We start from the raw sequence: 26,116 nt of genomic DNA, 5'->3' as shown, positions 1-26,116 counted from the left end.
ATTTTATCCGTTTCAGATAATCTGCGGTTTCGATTGCCGGACAATTTCTGTCGATTGCCGATCAATTTCAGCGGTCTTCTGTCCGGCGGCACAAAAACCGGCGAACCAGTCAGACTGCTGTGCGACTTCCGCCGGAGTGCCCTGCGCACAGAGATAACCGTTGTCCAGCACGATAACCCTGTCAGCCGCACGGGCAAGTGCCGGGCTGTGCGTCACCACAATCCGTGTCCCCGGAAACGAAGCCAGCAGACGGATGACGTTATCACGGCTGACCGCGTCGAGACTGGCGGTCGGTTCATCCGCCAGCAGTATCGCCGGTGCGGCTAACAGCGCCTGGGCCAGACACAGCCGCTGCTTTTCGCCCCCGGAAAAGCGATCGCCCTGTTCACCGGTATCGTCATCCAGTTGTGCCGCGGTAAGGTGCAGACCTGTTTTCCGCAGTTGCGCAAGCAATTCCGCATCGTCCGGGGTTGCAGCTCCCTGTAACAGTGACCAGCGCAGAGAGCCGCGCAGCAGCCGGGAAGATTGCGGCACCAGCTGACGGAACGATGCCAGTACCGTTTCAGACAGTGACGTTACCGGCAGATCGCCGTAGCGGACCGTTCCGCTCTGCGGATCAGCTGTCCGCGCCAGCAGGTGCAATAATGTGGTTTTTCCGGCACCGGACGGGCCGGTAATGACGGTCAGACTGTTCTCCGGACAGGTCACTGATACCGCATGCAGCAACGTTTTTCCGTCATCAGACAGTGATGTCAGCGACGCTGCCGAGACCCCGGCTGACTGCGGTTTTCCGCTGTGTGCCGGTGAACAGCGGGTTTCCCCCCTCAGTTCCTGCTCTGTCGCATTCAGTGCAGCTTTCGCCTGACGCAGCGCCTGATCAATATGGGAAAGCTGGTTCAGCGGCTCGATAAAACGGGCGATCAGCACCATCACCGCCAGCCAGCCGTTCAGTGTGATTGTGCCGTGAGAAACCTGCCATGCGCCTGCGATCAGAATCACGATAAAAATCAGCTGGATCAGCAGCCCGGATAACAGGTGATACGGCAGGCTGCGGCGCAGAAGCCTGATTTGGGATTCATGCTGTGCCGACAGTGTCTGCTGTAATTGCTGTACCGCTCCGCTCATCTGACCGCTTTTGCGCAACAGTGCCTGATGGAATGCAAAATCGCCCAGCGCCTGCGCAGCCCCAGCACGGGCGCGGAGGAGCCCGGTTTCATCCCGTTTCAGCCGCTGCGCACTGAGGCGGAGTGCGGCAATCAGTATACCGGCGGTTGCGGCAAACAGGAGCGCCGTCACGGGGGAGTAAAACAGCAGACCGGTAACAATCGTCAGCGGTATCATGACGGTACTGATCAGCGGGGAAAGCAGATGCGCCGGAATCGCCGCCGCCGGGATAAGTGCTCCCGTCAGTAATTCCCCGGCGCTGTTATCCGGTGACAGACGGCGCGGGATATGCCGGATCAATGCAAGTGTCAGGCGGCGCATCACAGTTGTTCCGGCCAGAAAGCCCTGTTGCAGGGCAATATACTGTACGATCAGCGTGATAACGGAGGCGATCCCCAGATTCCGCAGCGCCGGGAGCGGATCAGACGGCAGAGTCAGGATCACCGGGATCAGCAGTAATCCGCAGATCCCTTCAAGTACCGCACCGGTGGCCATCAGCAATACCGGTCCTTTCAGGGAATAAACCAGCGCTTTCAGCGGATCATGCTTCATATTGTTTCTCCTGCTGCGTGACAAATTCCCGGTATGCCGCGCACTCCGCCATCAGCATCTCATGTGTGCCGGTTGCGGCAATCGTGCCGTCAGCCATAAACAGCATCCGATCCGCGCGTCTTGCCAGTATAAGGTCATGTGTGACAATCAGCCGGGTTCCCGGGCTGCTGAGCAGCGCATCAAAAATCATACCGGCGTTCTCCGGGTCCAGTGCGGATGTCGGTTCGTCCGCCAGCAGAAGCGGGCTTTGCGCAATCAGGGCGCGGGCAATGGCCAGCCGTTGCGCTTCACCGCCGGAAAGCTGAACATCGGTGCCGATCAGTGCATCAATCCCTTTCGCCTGTGCCGCAATCACCTCATCAAAACAGGCGGCAGTGACCGCATGCTGTATCTGTGATTGCGAAGCCTGCGGGTTAAACAGCAGCAGATTGTCACGCAGCGTGCCGGGCAGCGGCTCACTGTTTTGCATCACGATCGTCACCAGCTGGTTCAGCCCGGTGCGTGACCATGCAGACAGCGGCCTGCCTGCAAGGAGAATATCGCCGGTATCCGGCAGCATAAAACGTGCAATCAGCCTCAGCAGCGAGCTTTTACCGGCACCGGACGGCCCGATAATCGCAACACTTTCCCCTGCCGTCAGCGAAAACGAGACATCACGCAGTACAGATGTCTGTGTGTGCCCTTCTCCGGCATGCAGTGAGATATTCAGTACCTCCAGCGGTACTGAACGCGGCAGCAGATCGGCATTATCATACTGCCCGCTGCCACAGGTAATTTCCGGCTGCCGCAGCAACTGACTGATACGTGCGGCGGCACGGGCGCCGGCCTGCAATGCATCGGCGCCGTGCCCCATCGCCGCAACCGGCTCAGTAATACTGCGCAGCAGGAGAATAAACAGGATCAGAGCCGGCGCCGATAATGTCTGTCCGGTCACAAACGCACAGAGAAGCAGCCAGACCGCCAGCAGAACCGAACTGAGCAGGACCTGTGCCATTGCCGCCGGACGGCCGGTTTTGATGACCCACTGATGAAAAACAGACAGGAAATGTGACAGCGATAATTCAGTTTTGCGCACAATGCCGCGGCCGGGAAATTGCTGCGCAATCAGCGGGTTTTCGGCCAGAGTCCGGTAGTCACCGGATAATGCACGCAATGCGTTATCACGCTGAGCAAAAATATCGCGGCAGCGTCCGGAACGGGTCAGCCGGAAACAGTAAAATGCCCCGCACACCGGCAGCAGTGACAGGATCAGCAACAGGGGATTAATCAGCAACAGTAAAAGTACCGCCGGGAGCGGAACCAGTATCAGCCGGACAATATCGGCCGGTGCATGCGCAACCAGCTGATGCAGTGCGCTGATATCCTGCTGCACATACTGATCCACCCCGCTGCGCCCCTGCTGCACAAACCAGTTCAGCGGCAGATTGCGCATTTTCTCCGCCAGTTGCAGCCGCAGCCGGTAACTGAAACGGGCATCGGTGATGTGGGTAAGATGAAACGCCAGTGTCTGAGCCGCCAGCCAGATAACACCACCGGCCGCCGCAGCCGCCAGCCAGCCGTTATGGCCGGCCGGTTGTGCATCCGCCCACTGATACAGTGCCAGCCAGGGTAATAACGAGGCGATACCGGCGATCGTCTGAAAGAAAAGTGCTGTCGCCAGCAGGGTATAAAAGGGGCGCAACAACGCCCGTAAGTCGTGATACATGATGTTCTCCGCAGTCCTCTGCGGAGAGTAACGGACAGCCGGTTATGTCACCAGCGGCAACCCTTTCGTTTGCGGGGCTATTTCTTTCGCTTGCCGGACATTCAGTTACAAAAATGCCGTTTGCGCACATCCCCGGGCACCAATCCGAAGCGTTTGCGGAAAACCACCGAGAAATGGGCGGGAGTGTAACCCACATGATACGCAACGGCAGATATCGCCTCACCCTGCGTGGTCAACATCTGCCAGGCCGTCTGTAAGCGCAGTTCCTGCAACCAGCCGTAAACAGACTGACCATGCCTCTGCCTGAATCCCTGAGTCAGTTTGCGGCTGTTCAGCCCGGTACGCAGCGCCAGTTGTTCCAGACACGGCGGGTTTTCCATTTCATCACGCAGAATCTCTTCTGCCCGTTGCAGACCGCTTATTTCCCGGCGGCTGAGCGGTTTATGTGCCGCGGCCGGTGCGGCTATCACCTGTTGCAGGCACAGTGCCGCGAATTCACCGGCTTTTCCGGCATAGTAGAGCGGTTTCAGTGCATCCTGAACCGTACTGTCAAACAATTGCCCCGCACATGCAGCGATCCGGCCGCCGAGAGCGATATGGCGGAGCGACAGCGCCTGTCCGCTGCCGAAAACTGCCGGTAACAGAATCTGCTGCTGTTCAAGCCAGTCAGGAGAGAGTTGTAAGAGTGTGTAATGCAGGGGTACACCGGCTTTAAACCGATTCTGTAATGTGTAATTATCACTGCCCGCCGCAATAAAAACTGCCGGTGAATCGATCGTAATCTGCTGTCCGCCGGTGCTTTCGCTGTGAACCCGGCCACTGTGAACAACGATCAGTTTGAGCCCCGCGTCATAACGTTCTTCCAGCGCAATATCATCGCTGACAGACATGATCCCCTGACGCAGCAGAATTTTGTCGCGGAAATGATATTCCGCCACCTGTTTATGCAGAGGCGGGATACAGGATAAAGATGCGTTTTCAGTCATAAGGCCCGGCCGTCGTCTGGTGAAATACCGGGCTATACTGGCAAAAAAAACATCAAATGACAATTATTATCATTTAAAACAGGAGACACGGATGAAACACCTGATAATGCTGCTGAGCCTGGCAGCGCTTTCTCTGCCTGCCGCCGCGGCAGATCAGAACAGTGCGGATGAGATGGAAATCTTTACGGATAATGCAGAAAACTGCATTTATTTCTCTGGTGAATGGGATGTATCCCTGCCGGAAGATCAGAAAAAAGATATCAGAAAAGCACTGGATGAAACCTGTCCTCCGGCTAAAGAGCAGCAGAAAGTATTGCGTGAAAAATACCGCAATGACCCGGAGATGCTGGCAAAAATTAATGAATTTGACCTCGGCCGGTAATATCCGCCATAAAAAAGCCCTTCCGGCAGGCACCGGGAGGGCTTTTTTGATCTGATGGTGTGATGCCTCAGGCGAAGATAGTTTTCTCTGCCGGGATCACCAGCAAAGCATCCTGCCAGCCGCGGAGTGTCAGGGCGGTCAGGGCAGATAATCCTTCATAGAACGGGCTTCCGCATCTTTCCTGCATACGCGCCAGATAAAAGCGCGCCCACGGCAGCAGATGTTCCGCCAGCAGTGAATTCAGGGCATCAGGACGGTTTTCCGCTGTCCAGGCCACCATCATCAGTAACAAACCGATGTGATCTTCCGGCTCATTCTGCGACAACGCAATATCCACCTGATGTGCACGCATCCATTCACGCAGGGCAACTGCGGAATCCCCGAACAGCACCTGCTCTTTATCCAGCCAGACAGAGCCCCACGGTGATGCGGGCAGAGCCTGCGGGCCGATAAACAGCCGCTGATACGCCTGCGGTAATGTTTCCTCCCCGCTGACAGCGGTATTCAGTTTCTGCGCTGCGTTCTGCTTTTGTGCGTCATCACCATACGGCCATTCCGCCACCCACTCACCGGAAGAGAGCAGTTCCGTTATCTGTGCGATTTCTGACGGCGGATAATAAAATGCCGCGCCGAGAATACGGGCCGTTAAGGCAATATCACTGACTGCTTGCTCACTCATAACTCAGGATCCCCGCAATAAAATACCGGCGTATCCTGCCACGATTTCCGGACGGAAAACAGTAACAGGATACGCGCTGACTGTATCAGGACAGATAGGCCATACCCACTGTCATGTGCAGCCCGTAGAAAATACCGCGGCCGATGATTTCCCCGGCCAGCACCAGGATAAAACCAGCCAGCATCATGATCACCGGCGGATTCGCCCGTTTCACCAGCGGCAGGATCCAGCAGGCCAGACCCAGAACCAGCAGAACCAGACGCCAGCCCATATACAGGCCGAACTCCGGCACCAGCGCGGATGCGCTCTGTACTGAGCTGCGGATAGAAGCCAGATCAAACGCCTGTGAGGTCACCGCAACCGCACTCGCCACCAGCGCGATAATACTCACCAGCGGCAGCCAACTGATACAGCGCAGGTCAAATCCGGCAATCCGCAGCAGCAGAGCAGCCAGTACCGGTCCGCCCAGCAGCGCTGTCAGCACAAAGTGGATTGTCGTGTACGGGGTGTGCCAGGTCGGCACCGTGGCAATCTGGTAAACCTGCGGAATGGCGTAAATAAAGACCACCGCCAGCACCATGACCACCAGCAGCCAGAGCTTACCAAGCGCCGCCGGCATTTTGTTCAGCACTGCCAGCAGCCAGTAGAAACCGCCTGCCGCGAAGAAGACCGAACCGGCCGCAATTTCATTACTGAGCGACGAACTGCCGAGGCGGTTAAACGCATTAAATGCGCGCAGCGGTGTGCCCATGTGCATCATGGAGAGCAGGAAACCCGCGCCCATCAGCACCCACAGGCCGAACATGCTGTAATGCACTTTACGGTTCATCTCCGGTGACAGTTTTCCGGACAGCAGCACTGCCGCCATCACAATAAACGCCCCTGCCACACTCTGCCCGATGGTGGTAAAGAACATCAGCGGCCATTCATGAATTCCCGATCCCATGTTATACCTCCTCCGGGTTCGCCAGATGGCCTGTGGTATCCCCGACAGGACGGCTGTTGGCATTCAGTTTTAAAACGATATTCGGATGTGTGTATTCCGCAGACGGCAGCGGCGCGATTTCCGCCAGTGTGCCGTATTTGGCGCGCAGTTCCTCAATCGGTCCCATATCCAGTGCCCGCAGCGGGCAGGATTCGACACAAATCGGTTTTTTGCCTTCCGCGACGCGCTCATAACAGCCGTCACATTTGGTCATGTGGCCTTTGACCTCATCAAACTGCGGTGCGCCATACGGGCACGCCATATGGCAGTAGCGGCAGCCGATACACACTTCCTCATTCACCACCACAAAGCCGTCTTCCCGTTTATGCATCGCACCGCTCGGACAGACTTTGGCACAGGCAGGGTCATCACAGTGGTTACAGGAGATGGAGAGGTAGTAAGCAAACACATTCTGCTGATACACCCCATCCTGCTCTGTCCAGTCGCCCCCCGCATATTCATAGATGCGGCGGAAATTCACGTCCGGAGATAAGTTTTTAAAGTCTTTACAGGCCAGCTCACAGGTTTTGCAGCCGGTGCAGCGACCTGAATCAATGTAGAAACCATATTGCGTTGACATAATTCGCTTCCTCAGGCCTTAACGACTTCAACCAGGTTGGAATGGGACGGATTCCCTTTCGCCAGCGGCGACGGGCGCTGAGTGGTTAACACGTTGATACTGCCTGCGTGATCGATACGATCACCGTCCGGGCTGTACCATGCGCCTTCACTCAGACCGACAACACCCGGCAGAATACGCGGTGTGACTTTCACATTAACGCGCACTTCCCCGCGATCGTTGAAGACCTTCACATTATCACCGTGTGCAATCCCGCGTTTCGCGGCATCAACAGGGTTAATCCACAGTTCCTGCGGACAGGCGGCTTTCAGTACATCAACGTTGCCGTAAGTGGAGTGAGTCCGGGATTTGTAGTGGAAACCGGTCATCTGTAACGGGTATTTTTCCTGAAGCGGGTCACCGGCATGCTCAAAGCCAGCGGAATAGACCGGCAGCGGATGGATCTCATCGCCGTCGTTCAGTTCCCAGGTATCACGGAGTTCCGCCAGCTGCGCGGAATAGATCTCGATTTTACCTGATGGTGTGGTCAGCGGATTAGCCTGCGGATCTTCGCGGAAATCGCGGTACGCCACATGGTGTCCCTGCGGGTCACGTTTTTTGAAAATACCCTGTTTGCGGAATTCATCAAACTCCGGCAGTTCCGGCAACGCGGCGCGGGACTGTTCATACAGGTGACGCAGCCACTCTTCCTGGGTACGGCCTTCGGTAAACTGTTCACCGACGCCCATCCGTTTGGCGATTTCACTGGTCATGTCATAGATGTTGCGGCTTTCAAAGCGCGGGGCGATTGCCTGATCGGCAAAAATCACATACCCCATGTTACCTGCGGAAGCATCCATACAGAAATCCATCTGTTCGGAGGCGGTGCAGTCCGGCAGCAGGATATCGGCGTATTTGGCAGAAGAGGTCAGGTGGTTATCGATCACCACAATCATCTCGCACTTGCTCTCATCCTGAAGGATGTCATGGGTGCGGTTGATTTCGGAGTGCTGGTTTACCAGGCAGTTACCGGCATAGTTCCAGACCATTTTGATCGGCACATCCAGTTTGTCTTTGCCGCGCACACCGTCACGGGTGGCGGTCATCTCTTCGCCGCGCAGAATGGCATCGGTCCACATAAACATGGAGATACTGGTTTGCACCGGGTTGGTCAGCGTCGGCATGCGGACAAACGGGATGGCATAAGAGCCTTCACGCGCACCAGTGTTACCGCCGTTGATCCCCACGTTACCGGTCAGAATTGACAGCATGGCAATGGCACGGGATGCGGTTTCACCGTTTGAACGGCGCTGCGGACCCCAGCCCTGGGTAATGTAAGCGGGTTTGGCAGTCCCGATTTCGCGCGCCAGTTTCACAATCCGCGCGGCAGGAATACCGGTGATTTTTGCTGCCCATTCCGGGGTTTTCGCCACACCGTCCGGCCCCTCACCTAAAATATACGCTTTATAGTGACCGTTGGCCGGTGCACCGGCCGGCATCGTGGTTTCGTCATAACCGACGCAATATTTATCGAGGAACGGCTTATCCACCAGATCTTCGTTAATCATCACATACGCCAGTGCGCTGACCAGGGCGGCATCTGTTCCCGGACGGATCGGTATCCATTCATCCTCACGCCCTGCCCCGGTATCGGTATAGCGCGGATCGATGATAATCATACGGGCATCTGATTTTTCGCGTGCCTGCTCAACATAATAGGTCACACCGCCGCCGCTCATGCGGGTTTCGCCCGGGTTGTTACCGAACAGAACCACCAGCTTGCTGTTTTCAATATCTGACGGGCTGTTGCCGTCCGCCCAGCCGCCGTAGGTGTAATTCAGACCGGCTGCAATCTGTGCGGTACTGTAGTCACCGTAATGATTCAGATAACCGCCGCAGCAGTTCATCAGACGGGCAATCAGCGTGCCTCCCGGCGGCCAGGATTTGGTCATGGTACCGCCGAGGGTACCGGTACCGTAGTTGAGATAAATGGATTCGTTACCGTAATCGCGGATCAGGCGCTTCATCGTGTCTGCGATGGTATCAAATGCCTCTTCCCAGGTAATTCGCTCGAATTTATTTTCGCCGCGTTTACCGACACGTTTCATCGGGTATTTCAGACGATCCGGATTATATACCCGGCGGCGCATGGATCGGCCGCGCAGACAGGCGCGTACCTGATGCAGCTCTTCGTAGACATCATCACCGGTATTGTCGGTTTCCACATATCTGATTTCACCATCAACCACATGCATCCGTAACGGGCAACGGCTGCCGCAGTTAACCGTACAGGCACTCCAGACCACTTTTTCATCAGAAGCCGCCGCAGGTGCAGAGGTATTCTCAGCGGCAGATGCCGCATGGCTGAACGGAAGAGACAGGCCGCCTGCCGCAACCGCCAGACCGCCCGCCGCACCGGAGGCTTTGACAAACCCGCGGCGCGTCAGCGGCGCGGTGAACAACGACGTTTTTTTCATCTTTGTCATATACATTGCTCGCTTAATTGATTTTGTTATCGTTATTATTGTTATTGCCGGTTAACGGCTTATTGTCTGATCGCGACTGGTAACCATTCGCAATAAAGTATTTGAAATACAATAACCTGCATTTATTTTACGGTTTTACGATTCAGCCGGGTTGTTTTGTATCAAGAAATGAGCCTGTGAAACGCAGATTATTGATCCCGTTGGGGGCAGACAGCATCCGGTCATGGGAAAATGGCAGTCAGATTACTATGATGATCGGGAAAAGGAGTTAACGTTATCAGACGCAGCGCACTCAACTACCTGATAAACGGCGGGAAAACCATACCACCGACAGTGAATGATCACTGTGTCAGGAAGAAACTCAAAAACAGTCAGTGTGATAACTGTGCCGCCTGCTGCCCGGCAGATGCGGTAACGTTCGGCTATCTTGATGTCAGAATTGATAACGACCGCTGTTTTCAGTGCGGAAACTGCCTGTTTGTCTGCCCGTCTGATGCGATTGAACACATACCTGTCCGCGAACGCAGCTATAACAATCACGGACAACTGGTGGTGGAAAAGAAAGAAACACCGGCCAGTGCGGAAGAGCTGCTGGTCTGGCACCGGCAGTACCATATCCGCGGAATACAGATAACAGAGCCGGAAACCGATAACTGGCTGCCGGTGCTGGCGGAGCTCAATCTGCGCCTGAAAGCGCTCGGTGAGCCGGTCTGGCAACTGACCATCATCCCGCCGCCGCAAGTGGATACCGGAAAGCGCTTTGCTTTATTCCGGCAGAAAACCGTCAGTGCCGGGCTGAATACCGGCCGCGCCATAACCGGACTGAATGAACGTAAAAAACTCTGGCCGGATGACTGCTGGTTTGATGTGCGCCCGGATACAGAAAACTGTATTTTGTGTACCGCCTGCGCGGCAGTGTGTCAGGAGGGTGCGATCACGATTGCGGATAATCAGTTTACCGTGGATAAAACGAAATGCAGCGGCTGCATGAGCTGCCGCGATGTCTGTTTCCCGAAAGCGATTGATGTCACACCGCAGGCAGAAAAAAACAGTCAGCCGGTTCATTATGCGTATTTTGATGCCCGGTGCAGCAGCTGCCATCTGCCTTTTATGAGCTGGCAGCAGGGACAGACATTGTGCCCGGTATGTCGTTCCCGCAAAGAAAAAGGCTGGCTGTAACGGATATAAAAAAAGCGCCGCTTCATTCCGGGGCGCTTTTTTCAGTTTATCATTTCTGCCGTTACAGCGGGCGGCGCACAAAACCAATTGCGTCGTGGACTTTATCCAGCGTGATCTGTGCACGGGCAGAGGCTTTCTCCGCACCTTCTTTCATCACCCGGTTCAGTAACACATCATCGTTACGGATTTCGTGATAACGGGTCTGTAACTCTGTCAGCATACCGGAAACGGCATCTGCGACCGCGCCTTTCAGGTGACCGTACATCTGGCCTTCAAATTCCGCTTCCAGCGCTGAAACCGGTTTGCCGGTAACACCGGAGAGGATATCCAGCAGGTTGGAGACACCCGGTTTATTTTCCAAATCATAAATCACACGAGGCGGCTCTTCGGAGTCTGTTACCGCACGTTTGATTTTCTTCGCTGCCGATTTAGGGTCTTCCAGCAGTGCGATCAGGTTGTTACGGTTATCATCAGACTTCGACATTTTTTTCGCCGGGTCCTGTAACGCCATCACACGGGAACCGCCTGACGGGATAAACGGATCAGGCACCACAAACACATCACCGTAAATCGCATTGAAACGCTGTGCGATATCGCGGCTCAGCTCCAGATGCTGTTTCTGGTCGATACCGACCGGTACCTGATTGGTCTGATACAGCAGGATATCGGCAGCCATCAGCACCGGATAGTCAAACAGACCGGCGTTGATGTTTTCAGCATGACGGGCGGATTTATCTTTAAACTGCGTCATACGGCTCAGTTCGCCGAAATAGGTGTAGCAGTTCAGTGCCCAGCCCAGCTGTGCATGCTGCGGCACATGGGACTGTACAAACAGGGTGTTTTTCGCCGGTTCCAGTCCGCAGGCCATATAGAGAGACAGCGTATCCAGAGTGCGTTTTCGCAGCTCTGCCGGGTCCTGACGGACGGTAATCGCATGCTGGTCGACGATGCAGTAAATGCAGTCAAAATCATCCTGCATTTTCACCCACTGACGCAGCGCGCCCATGTAGTTACCGATAGTCAGTTCGCCGGAAGGCTGTGCGCCGCTGAAAACAACGGGTTTATGTGCTTTGGTGTTAGTTCCGCTCATGATTATCCTTCCTGATGAGTTAACGGAGACAGCCCGAGCGCCGGTAACAGCCCGGCAAAGTCGGACAGTACGCAATCCGGGTTGCTGTCTGCAATCGGAATACCGTAGTTGTAGCCGTAGGTCAGACCGACACACGGACATTCTGCTGCCTGTGCCGCCAGGATGTCATTGCGGGAATCCCCGACAAACAGCATCTCTTCCTTACGCAGCCCGAACTCACCCAGCGTCAGGTAGAGCGGAGCCGGATGCGGCTTTTTATTCTTCACATCATCCCCGCCGAGAACGACAGAGAAGAAATCAGCAATATCCAGCTCTTTCAGCAGCGGGGCAATAAACGGGGTCGGTTTGTTCGTGACGATAGCCAGATCCATGCCTGCATCCGCCAGTTCCTGTAATACCGGCTTCACGTGTGCAAACAGCGGGCTGCCGGTTTTGACGGCATCGGCATAAAACTCATCAAATAACTGACGGCATTTCGCATGCAGCGCGGCATCCGGCGCAGAGCCGGTTGCCCACGTCAGTGCGCGCTCCAGTAGAATATCAACACCGTTACCAATCCAGACGGTGACATTCTCTTTCCCGGCTTTCTGATAGCCGAGTGCCTCTAACGCGCGGTCTGTGGCATCTGCCAGGCCGTGAATACTGTCAACCAGTGTGCCGTCCAGGTCAAATGCAACGGCTTTAATCCCTGTAAATTGCTGTACTGCTGTTTTCTCTGTCATGCTGAAACCTTTGTTAATTCTTTACGCATATCATCAATCACGGCTTTGTAGTCCGGTTTGCCGAAAATCGCGGAACCGGCCACAAACATATCCGCACCGGCCTGCGCCACTGCCGCGATATTTTCAGTATTAATCCCGCCATCCACTTCCAGACGGATGTCACGGCCGCTGGCATCAATGCGGCGGCGGACTTCTTCCACTTTTTTCAGTGTTTCCGGAATAAAGGACTGACCACCGAAGCCCGGGTTTACCGACATCAGCAGGATCAGATCCAGTTTATCAATGACATAATCGAGGTAACTGAGCGGCGTGGCCGGGTTGAATACCAGACCCGGTTTACAGCCGCATTCGCGGATAAGCTGAATGGTGCGATCAACGTGCTCGCTCGCTTCCGCGTGGAATGAAATGTAAGTTGCGCCCGCTTTGGCAAAATCCGGCACAATGCGGTCCACCGGTTTGACCATCAGATGCACATCAATCGGTGCGGTAATACCGTAGTCACGCAGGGCTTTACACACCATCGGTCCGATAGTCAGGTTCGGGACATAATGGTTGTCCATCACGTCGAAGTGAACCACATCACCGCCTGCGGCGAGAACCTTCGCGGTGTCTTCCCCCAGACGGGCAAAGTCAGCAGATAAAATGGACGGAGCAATCAAAAACTCTTTCATTCCTGTTTCCTCTTAATAAGACGCCGCCGGATTCAACGGCTTACTGTCCGCGGTAAAGCGCCAGTAATTCATTCACTTTCTGGCGGTTAAGTGTATTGCGGCTGATAGTGCGGCGCACTTTGACAATGTGCAGTTGCGCCTGATGATACCACTCCCGGGTCAGGGGGGTGTCATGATTCGAGATCAGAACCGGAATTTTGCGATCCGACGAAAGCATTTGTGCAAGCTGTGCCAGGTTCTGCTGCTCAGGTAATCCGAATCCGCTGGTGTGATAGGCCGTAAAATTAGCCGTCACGGATAACGGCGCATAAGGCGGATCACAATAGACAATATCCCCGGCGCCTGCATTTTCCATGCTGGTCACATAAGACTGGCAGACAAACGTGGCGTTGCGGGATTTTTCCGCGAACCATAACAGTTCGGCTTCCGGGAAATAGGGCTTGCGGTAGCGCCCGAAGGGCACATTAAACCGGCCTTTGGAATTGTAACGGCATAAACCGTTATAACAATGGCGGTTCAGATACAGGAACAGAATACTGCGCTCGAAATGATCCGTGCTCTGATTAAACTGTTCCCGCAGGGCATAGTATTGTAATTCATCATTAAATTGCGGCGTAAACAGCTTACGGGACTCATCGATAAATTCCTGAGTCCGCAATTTTACCACCGTGTAGAGGTGGATCAGATCACTGTTGATATCCGCCAGCACATAGCGCGGATAATCGGTATTGAGAAACACTGACCCCGCGCCGACAAAGGGCTCTATAAGACAATCACCCTCCGGCAGATGCCGTTTTATTTCATCTGCCAGAGTGTATTTTCCGCCGGCCCACTTCAAAAATGCGCGTTGTTTCTTCATGCTGTCTGTAATCATTGCTCAAAAAGGCCAGAGCCGCCGATTCTGCTCTGTTTCAGACAGCAAATCAGCACCTGACGGAATCCGTGTTTATTTTTTCATGTCCTGATGCACTTGCTGCATCTTTCTGACCCACGGCTTTTTCCCCTGAATTTCAGCAGGCAGACGCTCAACTTCCCGTTTTGCATCCCCGACTGTCGGGAAATTACCGTATACCAGGACATACCACGATTTTCCGTTACGTGTTGTTTCATAAACCTGATAGTTGGATAAACCGTGCTTCTGTGCAAACGCTTTCAGCGTATCCGCACGGCTCGCACTGCTCAGCTGCAGGGTATAGCTCCCGGCAGGGGCTTTGGCGATCGCAGTACTGCTTTTTGCCGGTGCGGCTGCAGCCGGTTTGGTGGTTTCACGCGGTTTAGCCGGAGCCGCTGTGGTGGTTTTCACCGGCTGCGGTTTCACCTGCTGTACCGGTTTCTTCGGCTCTTCCTGCGGAGTAACCACCGGCGGCAGATTATTCATATTCTGCTGCGCTGCATTATTGATACCGGTCTGTGTGCTTCCCTGATTCAGGGCATCGTTAATATCCCCCGGGATATCCACGCGCTGACCGGTGCCGCCTGTCTGTGACGGCTGTTGTGCCTGTGTCGGCAGGTTATTGATAGCCGGAAGATTCACGCCGGTCTGCCCGCCCTGTGACGGAACCGGTTCAGACGGCTGTAACGGTGTTGCCCCGTCATTACTGCCGGTGCCGAGCGTAATCGGGCGTTCGCCGTTTTGTGCCTGTTGCGGTGCTTCCGGTTCTGACGGCGATTTCAGCGCAGAGCTTATCGCAATAATCAGTAATACCAGGACCACAACCGCCACGCCAATCATCATCTGCTGGCGGGAGACGGCAAACTTAGGCCGTGACTGCGGCGGGCGCGGACGCGGATTACGGCGTTCCGGGCGCTCCGGCCTGTCAGATGCGTCCGGACGGATAGATTCATCATCCGGCTGGCTGAAAATCTGTGGTTCTTGCTTTTCGGGTTTAAAGCCGTCCATTTTGCCCTCCCATCAGAGCAGAAACTGTGTCTTTGGATATAACAGAAGAGAACTGACGCCCGGTGCGCGCGTCATAATGCGTAGTGTAACCATTTTCCCGGCACTCAGCGAGACAGATATAAAAAAACATTCTGCCGCGCGTCTCCCGTTAAACGGACTGAATGGCAGCCAGCACCTTGTCATGCGGAATATCCGCACGGACAACCGACCGGCCGATAGTTTCCGGAACAATCAGATGCAGTTTACCGCCCTGCACTTTTTTATCCCGCATCATATGCGGCAGATAGGCTTCCGCCGGCATAGATTCCGGTCCGCGCACCGGCAGTCCGGCACGGGTAAGCAGCGCAATGACCCGCTCAGTCTCTTCCGGGCGGAAGGTACCGAGCAGTTCAGCGGTACGTGCCGCCATTACCATCCCTGCGGCGACAGCCTCGCCGTGCAGCCAGACACCGTAGCCCATTTCCGCCTCGATAGCATGGCCGAATGTGTGGCCGAGATTCAGCAGCGCACGCAGCCCGCTGGTCTCTTTTTCATCCGCAGCCACTACCTGAGCTTTCAGTTCACAGCAGCGGCGGATGCAGTACGCCATCGCCTGCGGCTCAAGTGCCAGCAGGCGGTCGATATTCTCTTCCAGCCAGAGGAAGAAATCGTGATCCAGAATAATGCCGTATTTGATGACTTCCGCCAGCCCTGAAGCCAGTTCACGGCGCGGCAGAGTGTTCAGGCAATCGAGGTCAATCACCACACTGACCGGCTGCCAGAAGGCACCGATCATGTTTTTGCCCAGCGGATGGTTCACACCGGTTTTGCCGCCGACAGAAGAATCCACCTGAGACAGAAGCGTGGTCGGCACCTGAATAAAACGGACGCCACGCTGATAAGAAGCCGCTGCAAAACCGGTCAGATCCCCGATAACACCGCCGCCCAGCGCAATCAGCGTGGTATCACGCCCGTGATTGTGCTCCAGCAGCGCCGTAAAAATACGATCAAGGGTAGTCAGGGATTTGTACTGCTCGCCGTCCGGCAAAATCACGGAATCCGCCTGCACACCGGCGTGCGCAAGGTTATCGGTCAGTGTCTGAAGGTACAGCGGGGCAAGGGTTTCGTTGGTGACGATCATTGCACGCTGACCGGCGGTCAGCGGCGCAAAGGTGCCGGAAAGGGAAAAGAGACCCGGAGCAATTGAAATAGGATAAGCACGCTCACCCAAAGTCACAGTCACTTTTTCCATGGCACCTCCGCATGTTGCCGGTAATATAAAATTAACTGTTGGTTTCTAACAGTTCAATGATTTGATTTGCAACCACTTTTGCACTCTGATCATCGGTGTGGATAGTGATATCCGCGATCTCTTCATACATCGGATTGCGTTCATCGGCCAGTTTGACCAGGACTTCCCGGACCGGCTCATCGACCTGTAACAACGGACGCTTTTTATCGCGCTGTGTCCGGGCCAGTTGTTTTTCAATATTGGTCTCAAGGTACACAACCACACCCCGCGCAGACAGGCGGTTGCGGGTTTCCCGTGACTTGACGGAACCCCCGCCGGTAGCCAGGACGATACCCTGCTTTTCAGTCAGTTCATTGATGATTTTTTCTTCACGCAGGCGAAAACCTTCTTCACCTTCGACATCAAACACCCAGCCCACATCGGCTCCGGTGCGGCGTTCAATTTCCTGGTCGGAATCAAAAAATTCCATATTTAATTGCTGAGCCAGCTGACGACCAATAGTACTTTTGCCGGCACCCATCGGGCCGACAAGAAAGATATTGCGTTTCTCTGCCATGTTTTTGGTATAACTAAGAATATTCGTTAATGATAACCCGCCCCGCTCACCCGATCAGCGGCGGGACCTCAAATGAAACCTCATGAGTGAATCTGCGTGAGTAACCTGAAATTATCTCCGCACATTCCGCCCGATTGCAACCATACCGGCACAAAACCGGAAAGATACCTCAGGTGCTGCTGTGTGATGCCTGTCGCAATCCGGCCTCTGAACATCCGCACATACTATCATAACGCCTGCGAAAAACCGCGCCTTATATTTCCGTGAATCCTCCTGCAAACAGGAGCTGCACAGAAACATAAGGCGCGATCTGAAAATCAGGACGTTGTCCGTCAACGAATTAACGGTCTGTTTTACGGCGGCAGTGATTTCATACCTGCTAAATTTGCTAACTCTTGTATGCTAAATCGTTGCAATCGTCAAATGTATAACACCGCAGAACCGGTAAAAAAACCCGCTATCCTGCGTATATTATCCGTGAATTATGATACAACATGCTGATATTGATACAGTTACTAAATATCGATCAACTGCGGTGTAATGAATATCACTAATTCACGGCGGCTGAGTTTATCGTATTGATGAGTAAAAAGCTTTCCCATCAATGGGATCGACGACAAATAGGGCACACCGGTTACCTGTCTGCCTTTATCCTGCTGAAAAATACCGCCGAGGATCAGGGTTTCCCCGCTGCGGACAACCACCTGTGTGGTGATCTCCTGTTTATCGATAGCGTACTGCTCGCTGCCGTTCTGTATCAGTGCCGCACCGGGTGCATTACGGCTGATATGCAGGGTCAGACGCACCTTGTTATCTCTCAGGATCTGCGGTGTGACCTCCATTCCCAGTACCGCCTCGCGGAACTGTACCTGTGAACCGGACTCATGGTTTTGTGTGGTATAAGGAATTTCCGATCCCTGCTTGATACTGGCGGGGTGCTCGTGCGCTGTGGTCAGGCGCGGGCTGGCGATAATATCCAGTTGCTGCTCCTGCTCCAGTGCGCTCAGTTCCATCTCCAGCAGATGCCCGCCGAGACGGGCGATATTAAACGTAAACGTGTTGTTTCCCCGTGCCTGATGCAGTTGCAGGCGGTTGCCGGACTCCGGTGACGGCAATACCGTTCCCCACTGAAGCCCCAGCTCATGCAGCCCCTCGCGGGAGCCGGACACAATATGTGCCGTAATCTGCACCTGCTGCTGCGGCTGATCCATCTGAGTCAGCCAGGCTTCCGTCCGCGACAGCACGTCCGGCGCTGCCTCTATAAAGAGGGAATTAGTCAGCCGGTCAGCTTCCGGCATCCTGTTACCGGCAAACCATTGCGCATGATGTTGTTTCAGCATAACCAGCATCTCTGCCGCATCCGCATATTGCAGGGAAAACGTGCGGCTTTGCCGGCTCTCAGCTGTCAGTGGCGGGGAATATACCGCAGGAGATTCTGTCAGCATGGTCTGCGCTTCATTTATGATCACCGGCTGAAAAAGATCTCTCGGATGCTGACCGCCACACGCCGCTGCCGCAAACAGCAGAGCGCAGCCGGTGATCAGTCCGGCAGCGGATTTTACGTTGTTAATCATCGCGCCATTCCTTATCTGAGTCCGGTAAATCAGAACCCGGTAATGCAAGATGCAGCGTCATCTGTAACAGCGGCGGCGATGCGGATGTTCCGGAGGTCAGCGGATGAAGCGAGAGCCTGGTAACCGGTAACTGAGTCAGCTCCCCGCAGAGGGTATCCAGCAGATCCGCCAGCGCCGGATAATGCGCCTCAAAGGTCAGTACCCAGCGCTCCGGCTGTTCCGGCGGTTCCTGCTGCCAGCCGGTCAGCAGCGGCAGCGCATTTTCGGGCAGCAGGGTAAATAACGGCGGAATGTCCGGTGCCGGTAATGTAATCACTTCCGGCACCGCCTGTTCTGACCGTGTGATCAGCTGTTGCAGCTGCCGGAGCTGCATATCGGTTTCCCCGGCCGCCGGTTGCAGATAAAAACACCAGAACATCACACCGGCCGATAACCAGATCCCGGAAATCACACCCCACTGCACACGCCGGTACTGCACAAAATGCCACACGGTATTCAGGTTCATGGCAGTCTCCCCCCGGTCACCAATACGAACTGCCGGACATTGGCGGTTTTGTGATGATGCAGGCTGATCAGCCTGAGCGGTATCAGCCCCGGCGGTGCATGGTGTAATAAAGGATGGGACGGGGCGATCACCTGACGGCGGTTGATCGCCAGAGCATGGCGTACGGTACTTTCTTTATCATGCTGTTGCCGCTCAGCCTGATAGCGTGCCAGCCAGGCATCTTCCGGCAATTGCCTCTGCAAAAAAGACAGTAACTCCCGGTAACGGCAGTTTTCCCGACCGGTTTGCTGCTGCCGTAGTTTATCTGCCTCCGCCTGCTGCTGTACGGCAAGCAGGCGGGTAAATTCAGCCCGCTGACGCACCAGGCGGGCTTCCCGTTTATCAGAAACCACCAGCAACAGCGCCAGATGCTGCACAGTAAGGGAATGCAGCAGATAAACCGGCAGCAACGCGGATAACATCACCCAGCCCGCCGCCAGAAACCGGACTGCTATCCCGCGGCAGATCTGCCGTTTCAGCCGGGAACGCCATGCGGTCAGATTCACCCGGAGTGTCATAACCGATCCTCCCCGCAGAACACCAGGCCTGCCGCCGCCGCATAGCCCGGCGGCACATCATCCGTCTCTGCATTCTCATAACACAGGCATTCCGTCTGCCATGCTTCCGGCAGGCTGCTGAGATCGTGCAGACAACGCAGTGCGGCCCGGGCATCATCAAAGCCCTGCTTTTTCAGTTCTGCCGGTAACGACGAAAGTGTCAGATCCACCCGTCCGCTCAGTACCGGCTGAGTTTCACCGGCAGTCCAGCAGACACTGTTACCCTGACGGAAAACCAGCCAGTCCTCTGCTGTCACGCCCCGGGTCCGGGCGAAACGGCGCAGTGCGCAGGGAATAATACTCAGCATCGTCAGCTCCGCCCGAAGCGCTGCCGCCAGCGCCAGCCACTGATCCCTGACAGCGCGGTGCAGCGCTGTCAGGATGATATCGCCGGAAAAGAGCCGGTAATCATAGATAAGATCCTGATGACGCCCCGGAAACGTGCGCGCCAGCCAGGTATCAATCAGCGGAACCACCGCAGATTGAGCGACACGGCTCTCCGGCAGGCGTATCTGCTGCTGAAGACAGAGTGATACCGGCAGCGCCGCCCGGCATACCGGACGCCCACGGATACGCCGCCGCCATTTCCCCAGCGCAGCCGCAGCCACAGACAAACCGGGTACGCCGTTTTCTGCTGACTCCGCTTCCGGCAGCGTCAGCGTGATAAAATCCTCAAAATCCCACCCCCGGCGTTTACGCCGCGCCAGAGCTATCCTTAATTCCCCGTCCTGAAGGGAAATTCCCGCCATCCGTGAAGCAATCTGCATAAATAATCCCTGAATTATTAATATAAAAAATAATCTTTTCTTTTAATTTTCCGATAGTTATAAAATACGTATTCAAGAAACGTATGAAGCTTTATACTACAGGGTCGCTGTTTATAAACTGTCCACCACACGGCTAACGGAAATTTTCAGGTGAAGTTCTTAAAGTATTTATTGATCTTTGTTGTCTGTTGCATTTTTCTTGGAGCAGCATCGATATATGGCATGTACAAATATGTCGAGGCCGATCTGCCCGATGTCGCCACACTGAAAGATGTCAAATTACAGACACCAATGCAGGTCTACAGTGCAGATGGTGAACTGATTGCACAATTCGGTGAAAAACGCCGTATTCCGCTGACACTCAGCCAGATCCCGCCGATGGTAAGAAATGCCTTTATCGCGACGGAAGACAGCCGTTTCTATGAGCACCACGGAATCGACCCGATCGGGATTTTCCGTGCCGCATCGGTTGCCATGACCTCCGGACGGGCATCACAGGGTGCCAGTACCATCACACAGCAGCTTGCCCGTAACTTCTTCCTCAGCCCGGAAAAAACCGTTATCCGCAAAGTAAAGGAAGCGTTCCTGGCCATCCGTATTGAACAGTTACTGACCAAAGACGAGATCCTTGAGCTGTACCTGAACAAAATTTACCTCGGTCAGCGCGCTTACGGCGTGGGGGCGGCGGCGTATGTCTATTTCGGTAAGAACCTTGATCAGCTGACACTCAGTGAGATTGCGGTGATTGCCGGTCTGCCGAAAGCACCGTCCACCTTTAACCCGCTTTACTCCAAATCCCGTGCCCTGGCCCGCCGTAATGTGGTGCTGACGCGGATGCTGGAAGAGAATTACATTACCCGCGCGCAATATGATGAAGCGCGCAGTGAACCTATCGAGGCCCGTTATCACGCTCCGGAAATCGATTTTTCCGCGCCGTATCTGGCGGAAATGGTTCGTATGACCATGATTGAAAAGTACGGTGAAAATGCCTATACCGATGGTTATAAGGTCTACACCACCGTCAAACGCAAAGATCAGCTCAGCGCCGAAGAGGCCGTTCATAACGGTATTATCGATTATGATATGCGCCACGGTTACCGCGGGGCTCAGCAGGTATTGTGGCCGCAGAACGGAATGCCGTGGGATACTGAACAGATCCTGAGCAAACTGAAGACATTACAGGTTTACGGCCCGCTGAATCCGGGTGTGGTACTCAGTTCAGATGCCGGGCGCGCGCAGGTGATGCTCAAAGACGGTTCCACTATCGACCTAACCATGGACAGCATGCGCTGGGCACGTAAATTTATCTCTGACCGCGCCATGGGCCCGGCTCCGCGGGCGGTAAACGGCGTGGTTCATGCCGGCGAGCAGATCTGGGTGCGTCAGAATAAAGACCGCTGGATGCTGTCACAAATTCCTGACGTCAACTCCGCCCTGGTGGCACTCAATCCGGCAGACGGTGCGGTGATCGCACTGGTCGGCGGGTTTGATTTTGAACTGAGCAAATTCAACCGTGTCACCCAGTCCCTGCGCCAGGTCGGTTCCAGCATCAAACCATTGCTGTATACCGCCGCGCTGGATAAAGGCCTGACACTCTCCTCCCTGCTCAATGACCTGCCGATTGTCCGTGCGGACGGCGCAGGCCCGGACTGGCGGCCGAAAAACTCACCGCCGCGTTATGACGGCCCGATCCGTCTGCGCCAGGGACTGGGACAATCCAAAAACGTGGTCATGGTTCGTGCCATGCGGGCGATGGGCGTGAACTATGCCGCTGATTACCTGCTGCGCTTCGGCTTCCCGGACAGCAACATTGTCCGGACCGAATCCATGGCCCTCGGCTCATCCTCCTTCACACCGATGCAGATGGTGCGGGGTTATGCGGTCATGACCAACGGCGGTTATTTGATTGATCCGTATTTTATCAGCCGGATTGACAGCGCGGATGGCAAAGCGCTGTTCACCGCAGAGCCGAAAATAGCCTGTCCGCAGTGCACCAATATCCCGGTGATTTACGGCGAGGGTTCACATGACCTGGAAAGCAGTCTGAACAAAGACGCACTGGAAACGGATGTGGCGCAATCAGACAACCAGCCGCAGGAGAATGACCAGCCGGCAGCACCGGAAGCCGATCTGGAAAAAGCACCGCTGGCGGGCAGTGATTCCCCGTATGCTCCGCATGTGGTCAGCACTCAGGTCGCTTTCCTGATCAAAGACGCCATGAACTCCAATATCTACGGCGAACCGGGCTGGAGCGGAACCGGCTGGCGGGCAATGCGGGATATCAAACGCCGCGACCTCGGCGGCAAAACCGGGACCACCAACAGCTCAAAAGATGCCTGGTTTGTCGGCTACGGCCCGGACATTGTGGCGGCGGTCTGGATTGGTTTTGATGAAAACGCCCGTGATCTCGGCCGTGGAGAGGCAGGTGCGAAAAGCGCCCAGCCAATCTGGAACGACTTTATGAAAGTTGCGCTGGAGGGTGTGCCGGAGCGTAAAGATCCGCCGCCGCCGGGAATTATCTCCGTTCAGATCAACCGCAGCACCGGTAAACTGGGCTCCGGCGCCAACTCCCGTTCCGAATACTTTATTAAAGGCACCGAACCGACAGATTACGGCGTGTCAGAAGTGGGTACGACGATTATTCAGCAGGACGGCGGTTCCGAAGAGCTGTTCTGATTAAGCGGATAGAAACAGAAGGGCTGCCTGAAGGCAGCCCTTTTTTTTCAATCGCCGTTACTTAACACAAATGTATGTCTTTTTTCGATGATTAACACAAATCAATTTGTGTTAAAAATAGTTCACTGACCGGTACGCTGTAAAAATTTCTGTGCCAGGAACAGCGCGGTAATATTGCGGGCTTCGTTAAAATCCGGGTGCGTCAGCAGATCCATCATCTTACTGACCGGCCAGCGCTCCTGAACCAGCGGCTCCGGCTCGTCGCCCTCCAGCTTTTCAGGATACAGTCCTTCCGCCAGCAGAATATTCATCTGCCCGGAGAAATAGGACGGGGACATCGTGACCCGGCGCAGCGGTGTCAGAGTCCGGGCACCAAAGCCGATTTCTTCTTTCAGCTCGCGGTTGGCGGCAGTCAGCATATCCTCACCGGGATCGATCGCGCCTTTCGGGAAACCCAGCTCATAGCTGTCCACCCCGGCCGCGTATTCCCGGATCAGGATAAGTTCATTATTAATGACAGGAACAATCAGGACAGATTCACGGGTTGCAGGACGCATACGCTCATAGATCCGTTCCGCACCATTACTGAATTTCAGTGCAACAGACTGGACAGTAAACAGACGGGATTGGGCAACAGTCTCGATGCGGATAATTTTCGGTTTTTGTAATTCAGCCATGTATGCCTCAGTACGTAATATAAAAACGCAGTACAACCATACAGCGTAAAACTGTACAGCATCAAACAGTACCGCTTTGCGAATAAGTAAAAACCGGGGTAAATTCCCTGGTTCACTCACTTATTGCTCTGCTTCATATTACCCGTTCCTGAGACAAAGAAAAGCGCCGGACGGGATGAATGAATAACAATAACCTACAGCATAATCAACAGGTGAATGTAAAAATAACCAGTTATAACAGACTGTTATTTAAAATGATTTTTTTTGCATAATCAGAAAAGGCCGATTTTTTAACAGCTTCTTTCACTGTTATGCTGCACAGGCAATTGCAACGGGGAAAAAATGAATATTACCCTCATTATAGCGGCCGCTCTGGTGATCGGTTGTCTTATAATGGTTTCGGTTATCAGCCGCCGGCGGAAACAGCACCGTGCGGGTTATGTCTTACCTTCACTGGCAAGTCTGACACATCACCGGCCGGGTACCGATGAAATTCAGGCTATTGAGTACCATCTGACCCGTGCGGCCCGGCAGGCCGTCAGTGATGATCTGCATTTTACATTACCGGCTTTCCCCGGAAAAAATGATCACGTCTATCGCCTGTGTAACCGCATCAACCGTTATGCTATCCCGGAAAAAAACGGACAGCAGTGGCATTACTACATTGAGGGCAACGAAGTTTATCTGCCCGCGGTTCTGGATGAATTCATTCAGGCCACGAATGTTATTGATGTCATGTTTACCGCCCGGGTGCCGATGATTGTCGGGCTGAACGGCCATGATTTACGTGAGTTTACGGATGACTACCCGCTGACAGGACTAATGACAAAAAATAATAACGTACCGGTACAGGCCGCGATACTGACTAACAGCAATGCTGATATTGAGTTTCTCGGCACACGCAGGGAGAGCAGGCAGGAATATAACCTGCAGCACAGTCACGGATTTATCAGCGGAACGCTGATTATCTGCGGCGTGCTGACGGCACTTACTGCTGTCTTTATGCCGCCGTTTTTATTTTACTGGATGATTGCGGCCGGTGCCGGATTGTTACTGCCGGGGATTATATTATCCCTGATCCCGATCCGTAACCGCCGCCGTCTGCGGGATATCCAGTGCTACCGGGGGATCCCGAAACGCTGGGGTCTGTTCGGCGATTTTGATCACAGCCAGAAACACAGCATTTCCCTCGGCGGTATCGACCTGATTTATCCGCGCCACTGGGAACCCTGGCTGCATCAGGATCTGGGCTCGGTTACTCAGATTGAAATGTATGAAGATCAGCAGGTTGTCCGCCAGGGGAAATACCTTTCCCTGCGTGAGGAATCCATCCTGTTTCCCTATCGCCGTTACGGAAAAAATCTGCTGATTACCCTGACCAGCGCCTTTGCCCTGCTGGTTCTGGCCTGTAATCAGCCGGTCAATCTGCCGCTTAAACTGGCCCTGAACTGGCTGACCGGCACAGACACCAAAGTCACCACAAACTTCAGTGAGCTCCAGAGTATGCCGCTCTATGTGGGGGATTTTCTGGAAGCCAAAGGTGTGGGGATGTGCTATATGCCGCCGAACCTCTCCGCCCAGGACAAACCCAATTTCCGGGCATTTGACTGCTCAGGGATTTACTGGAACAACACCTCTCCGCTCCCGGTTCCGGAATCCGAACAGGTTGATCGCGCCGCCGCACTGCTTACCGAACTGAATAACCAGCTGCATCCCGATGCCGGGTCCCGTAAAGTGAATGACAGTCTGCGCAATGTTATCACCCGCTCCGGGATGAGCCTGCTGGACGATTTCTCCTCACTGGTTCTGAAAACCCAGGCGTTATGTGAATTTGAAAACAGCGACTGCGTCCGGCTGAAAAACGCCCTCGTCAATCTGGGGAATTCCCCGAACTGGGAAAATTTATTAGCCCGCGCCAGAGCCGGTAAACTGGAGCAATCAAATGTTTTATTGCGTCCGGCAAGCGCCGAGGCCTTGGAAAAGCTGGTTATCGCCACCACATCTACTGCTATAAACAAAGAAGTGGAAAATGCGGCGATGCGGCTGAACAGTCCGCCGCCGGGTGGTGTGCTGCTGATCAGTGATGAAGGCAAATCGCTGGTGGAAAACGTCCCGGTCAATGAACAGACCGAGGAAATGACACCGCTGGCGCACTGGCAGTCCCTGCAAAAGCTCTCCAATATGCTGCTGCACACCCCGTTTGAGGTTCAGGGCATCATCACGGATGTGTCTGTGGATGCCAACGGCACCCGTCATATCCTGCTGCACTTCCAGCCGGATAATGTCATGCTGGCGCGCTTTATCGGCAGCTGTGTTTTACTGGTCGTCTTTTCCCTTCTGGTTATTATCAACGGTATATATACGTTTATCCGCTGGCGTCAGCGCCGCCGCCGGATGGCTGATATCCGCCGTTATTACGACAACTGTTTCCGGCACGACTACCCTTCTTCTGAGGTGCAGCCGTAACGGCTGCA

The 26,116-nt window shown here is 54.5% G+C and carries 23 protein-coding genes; 4 read left to right on the top strand and 19 right to left on the bottom strand.

Annotation, left to right across the window (positions count from 1 at the left end; translation table 11 throughout):
• Positions 1 to 12: 12 nt before the first annotated feature.
• The 3 genes from JC793_RS00505 to JC793_RS00495 form a co-directional block, all read right to left on the bottom strand.
• Entirely contained in the window at positions 13 to 1,716 is a 1,704-nt protein-coding gene (locus JC793_RS00505) for an ATP-binding cassette domain-containing protein (protein ID WP_218427130.1), read from the bottom strand.
• Positions 1,706 to 3,421: an ATP-binding cassette domain-containing protein gene (locus tag JC793_RS00500; RefSeq protein WP_218427128.1), complete on the bottom strand. Its 1,716-nt coding sequence runs from the start codon at positions 3,419 to 3,421 to the stop codon at positions 1,706 to 1,708. The genes JC793_RS00505 and JC793_RS00500 overlap by 11 nt, the downstream gene beginning before the upstream one ends.
• Before the next feature lie 101 nt (positions 3,422 to 3,522).
• A complete protein-coding gene (locus tag JC793_RS00495; RefSeq protein ID WP_214095674.1) occupies positions 3,523 to 4,407 on the bottom strand; it encodes a helix-turn-helix domain-containing protein in 885 nt (294 codons plus the stop codon).
• A gap of 91 nt (positions 4,408 to 4,498) precedes the next feature.
• On the opposite strand from JC793_RS00495, the gene JC793_RS00490 reads away from it, so the two are divergent.
• Complete coding sequence (locus JC793_RS00490; protein WP_052927230.1) at positions 4,499 to 4,789, top strand: hypothetical protein; 291 nt, start codon at positions 4,499 to 4,501, stop codon at positions 4,787 to 4,789.
• A 67-nt stretch (positions 4,790 to 4,856) separates the two neighbouring features.
• Here the strand turns inward: JC793_RS00490 and dmsD are convergent, their stop codons facing one another.
• The 4 genes from dmsD to dmsA form a co-directional block, all read right to left on the bottom strand.
• Entirely contained in the window at positions 4,857 to 5,468 is a 612-nt protein-coding gene (dmsD, locus tag JC793_RS00485; protein ID WP_218427126.1) for a Tat proofreading chaperone DmsD, read from the bottom strand.
• Between the two features lie 85 nt (positions 5,469 to 5,553).
• Positions 5,554 to 6,414 (bottom strand): DmsC/YnfH family molybdoenzyme membrane anchor subunit, encoded by an 861-nt coding sequence (locus tag JC793_RS00480; protein WP_166706791.1) that lies wholly within the window; start codon positions 6,412 to 6,414, stop codon positions 5,554 to 5,556.
• A 1-nt stretch (position 6,415) separates the two neighbouring features.
• Positions 6,416 to 7,033 (bottom strand): DMSO/selenate family reductase complex B subunit, encoded by a 618-nt coding sequence (locus JC793_RS00475; RefSeq protein WP_046895077.1) that lies wholly within the window; start codon positions 7,031 to 7,033, stop codon positions 6,416 to 6,418.
• A gap of 11 nt (positions 7,034 to 7,044) precedes the next feature.
• Complete coding sequence (gene dmsA, locus JC793_RS00470) at positions 7,045 to 9,498, bottom strand: dimethylsulfoxide reductase subunit A (protein ID WP_218427124.1); 2,454 nt, start codon at positions 9,496 to 9,498, stop codon at positions 7,045 to 7,047.
• Positions 9,499 to 9,831: 333 nt separating this feature from the next.
• On the opposite strand from dmsA, the gene JC793_RS00465 reads away from it, so the two are divergent.
• Complete coding sequence (locus tag JC793_RS00465) at positions 9,832 to 10,677, top strand: 4Fe-4S dicluster domain-containing protein (RefSeq protein ID WP_218427122.1); 846 nt, start codon at positions 9,832 to 9,834, stop codon at positions 10,675 to 10,677.
• Positions 10,678 to 10,738: 61 nt separating this feature from the next.
• Here the strand turns inward: JC793_RS00465 and trpS are convergent, their stop codons facing one another.
• The 11 genes from trpS to JC793_RS00410 form a co-directional block, all read right to left on the bottom strand.
• Positions 10,739 to 11,767, bottom strand: coding sequence for a tryptophan--tRNA ligase (trpS, locus tag JC793_RS00460; RefSeq protein ID WP_046895080.1), 1,029 nt, complete (start codon positions 11,765 to 11,767; stop codon positions 10,739 to 10,741).
• 2 nt (positions 11,768 to 11,769) lie between these two features.
• Entirely contained in the window at positions 11,770 to 12,489 is a 720-nt protein-coding gene (locus JC793_RS00455) for a phosphoglycolate phosphatase (protein ID WP_046895081.1), read from the bottom strand.
• Complete coding sequence (gene rpe / locus JC793_RS00450) at positions 12,486 to 13,160, bottom strand: ribulose-phosphate 3-epimerase (RefSeq protein WP_046895082.1); 675 nt, start codon at positions 13,158 to 13,160, stop codon at positions 12,486 to 12,488. Before rpe ends, JC793_RS00455 begins: the two co-directional genes overlap by 4 nt.
• 40 nt (positions 13,161 to 13,200) lie before the next feature.
• Positions 13,201 to 14,019, bottom strand: coding sequence for an adenine-specific DNA-methyltransferase (gene dam, locus JC793_RS00445; RefSeq protein ID WP_107680157.1), 819 nt, complete (start codon positions 14,017 to 14,019; stop codon positions 13,201 to 13,203).
• 87 nt (positions 14,020 to 14,106) lie between these two features.
• On the bottom strand, positions 14,107 to 15,060 hold the full coding sequence (locus JC793_RS00440; RefSeq protein ID WP_166706787.1) for an SPOR domain-containing protein: 954 nt from the start codon (positions 15,058 to 15,060) through the stop codon (positions 14,107 to 14,109).
• Between the two features lie 148 nt (positions 15,061 to 15,208).
• Positions 15,209 to 16,291, bottom strand: coding sequence for a 3-dehydroquinate synthase (gene aroB / locus JC793_RS00435; protein ID WP_046895084.1), 1,083 nt, complete (start codon positions 16,289 to 16,291; stop codon positions 15,209 to 15,211).
• A 31-nt stretch (positions 16,292 to 16,322) separates the two neighbouring features.
• A complete protein-coding gene (gene aroK / locus JC793_RS00430) occupies positions 16,323 to 16,847 on the bottom strand; it encodes a shikimate kinase AroK (RefSeq protein ID WP_004237896.1) in 525 nt (174 codons plus the stop codon).
• A gap of 515 nt (positions 16,848 to 17,362) precedes the next feature.
• Entirely contained in the window at positions 17,363 to 18,421 is a 1,059-nt protein-coding gene (locus JC793_RS00425) for a secretin N-terminal domain-containing protein (protein ID WP_218427120.1), read from the bottom strand.
• Positions 18,414 to 18,926: a hypothetical protein gene (locus JC793_RS00420; protein WP_166706784.1), complete on the bottom strand. Its 513-nt coding sequence runs from the start codon at positions 18,924 to 18,926 to the stop codon at positions 18,414 to 18,416. The genes JC793_RS00425 and JC793_RS00420 overlap by 8 nt, the downstream gene beginning before the upstream one ends.
• Positions 18,923 to 19,483 carry a hypothetical protein gene (locus JC793_RS00415; protein ID WP_218427118.1) on the bottom strand — a complete coding sequence of 187 codons (561 nt, stop codon included), beginning with the start codon at positions 19,481 to 19,483 and terminating at the stop codon, positions 18,923 to 18,925. Before JC793_RS00415 ends, JC793_RS00420 begins: the two co-directional genes overlap by 4 nt.
• The gene (locus tag JC793_RS00410; RefSeq protein ID WP_218427116.1) at positions 19,480 to 20,289 is read right to left on the bottom strand and encodes a hypothetical protein; all 810 of its coding nucleotides are present in this window, start codon (positions 20,287 to 20,289) and stop codon (positions 19,480 to 19,482) included. Before JC793_RS00410 ends, JC793_RS00415 begins: the two co-directional genes overlap by 4 nt.
• 150 nt (positions 20,290 to 20,439) lie before the next feature.
• On the opposite strand from JC793_RS00410, the gene mrcA reads away from it, so the two are divergent.
• The gene (gene mrcA, locus JC793_RS00405) at positions 20,440 to 22,965 is read left to right on the top strand and encodes a peptidoglycan glycosyltransferase/peptidoglycan DD-transpeptidase MrcA (protein ID WP_218427114.1); all 2,526 of its coding nucleotides are present in this window, start codon (positions 20,440 to 20,442) and stop codon (positions 22,963 to 22,965) included.
• Positions 22,966 to 23,087: 122 nt separating this feature from the next.
• On the opposite strand, the gene nudE is transcribed toward mrcA, so the two are convergent.
• Complete coding sequence (gene nudE / locus JC793_RS00400; protein WP_218427112.1) at positions 23,088 to 23,642, bottom strand: ADP compounds hydrolase NudE; 555 nt, start codon at positions 23,640 to 23,642, stop codon at positions 23,088 to 23,090.
• A gap of 342 nt (positions 23,643 to 23,984) precedes the next feature.
• On the opposite strand from nudE, the gene JC793_RS00395 reads away from it, so the two are divergent.
• Positions 23,985 to 26,108, top strand: coding sequence for an IgaA/UmoB family intracellular growth attenuator (locus JC793_RS00395; RefSeq protein WP_166706780.1), 2,124 nt, complete (start codon positions 23,985 to 23,987; stop codon positions 26,106 to 26,108).
• Positions 26,109 to 26,116: the final 8 nt, after the last annotated feature.

The organism is Morganella morganii (genome assembly GCF_019242955.1).
Lineage (GTDB): Bacteria > Pseudomonadota > Gammaproteobacteria > Enterobacterales > Enterobacteriaceae > Morganella > Morganella sibonii.
This window is presented reverse-complemented; position numbering and strand designations above follow the sequence as displayed.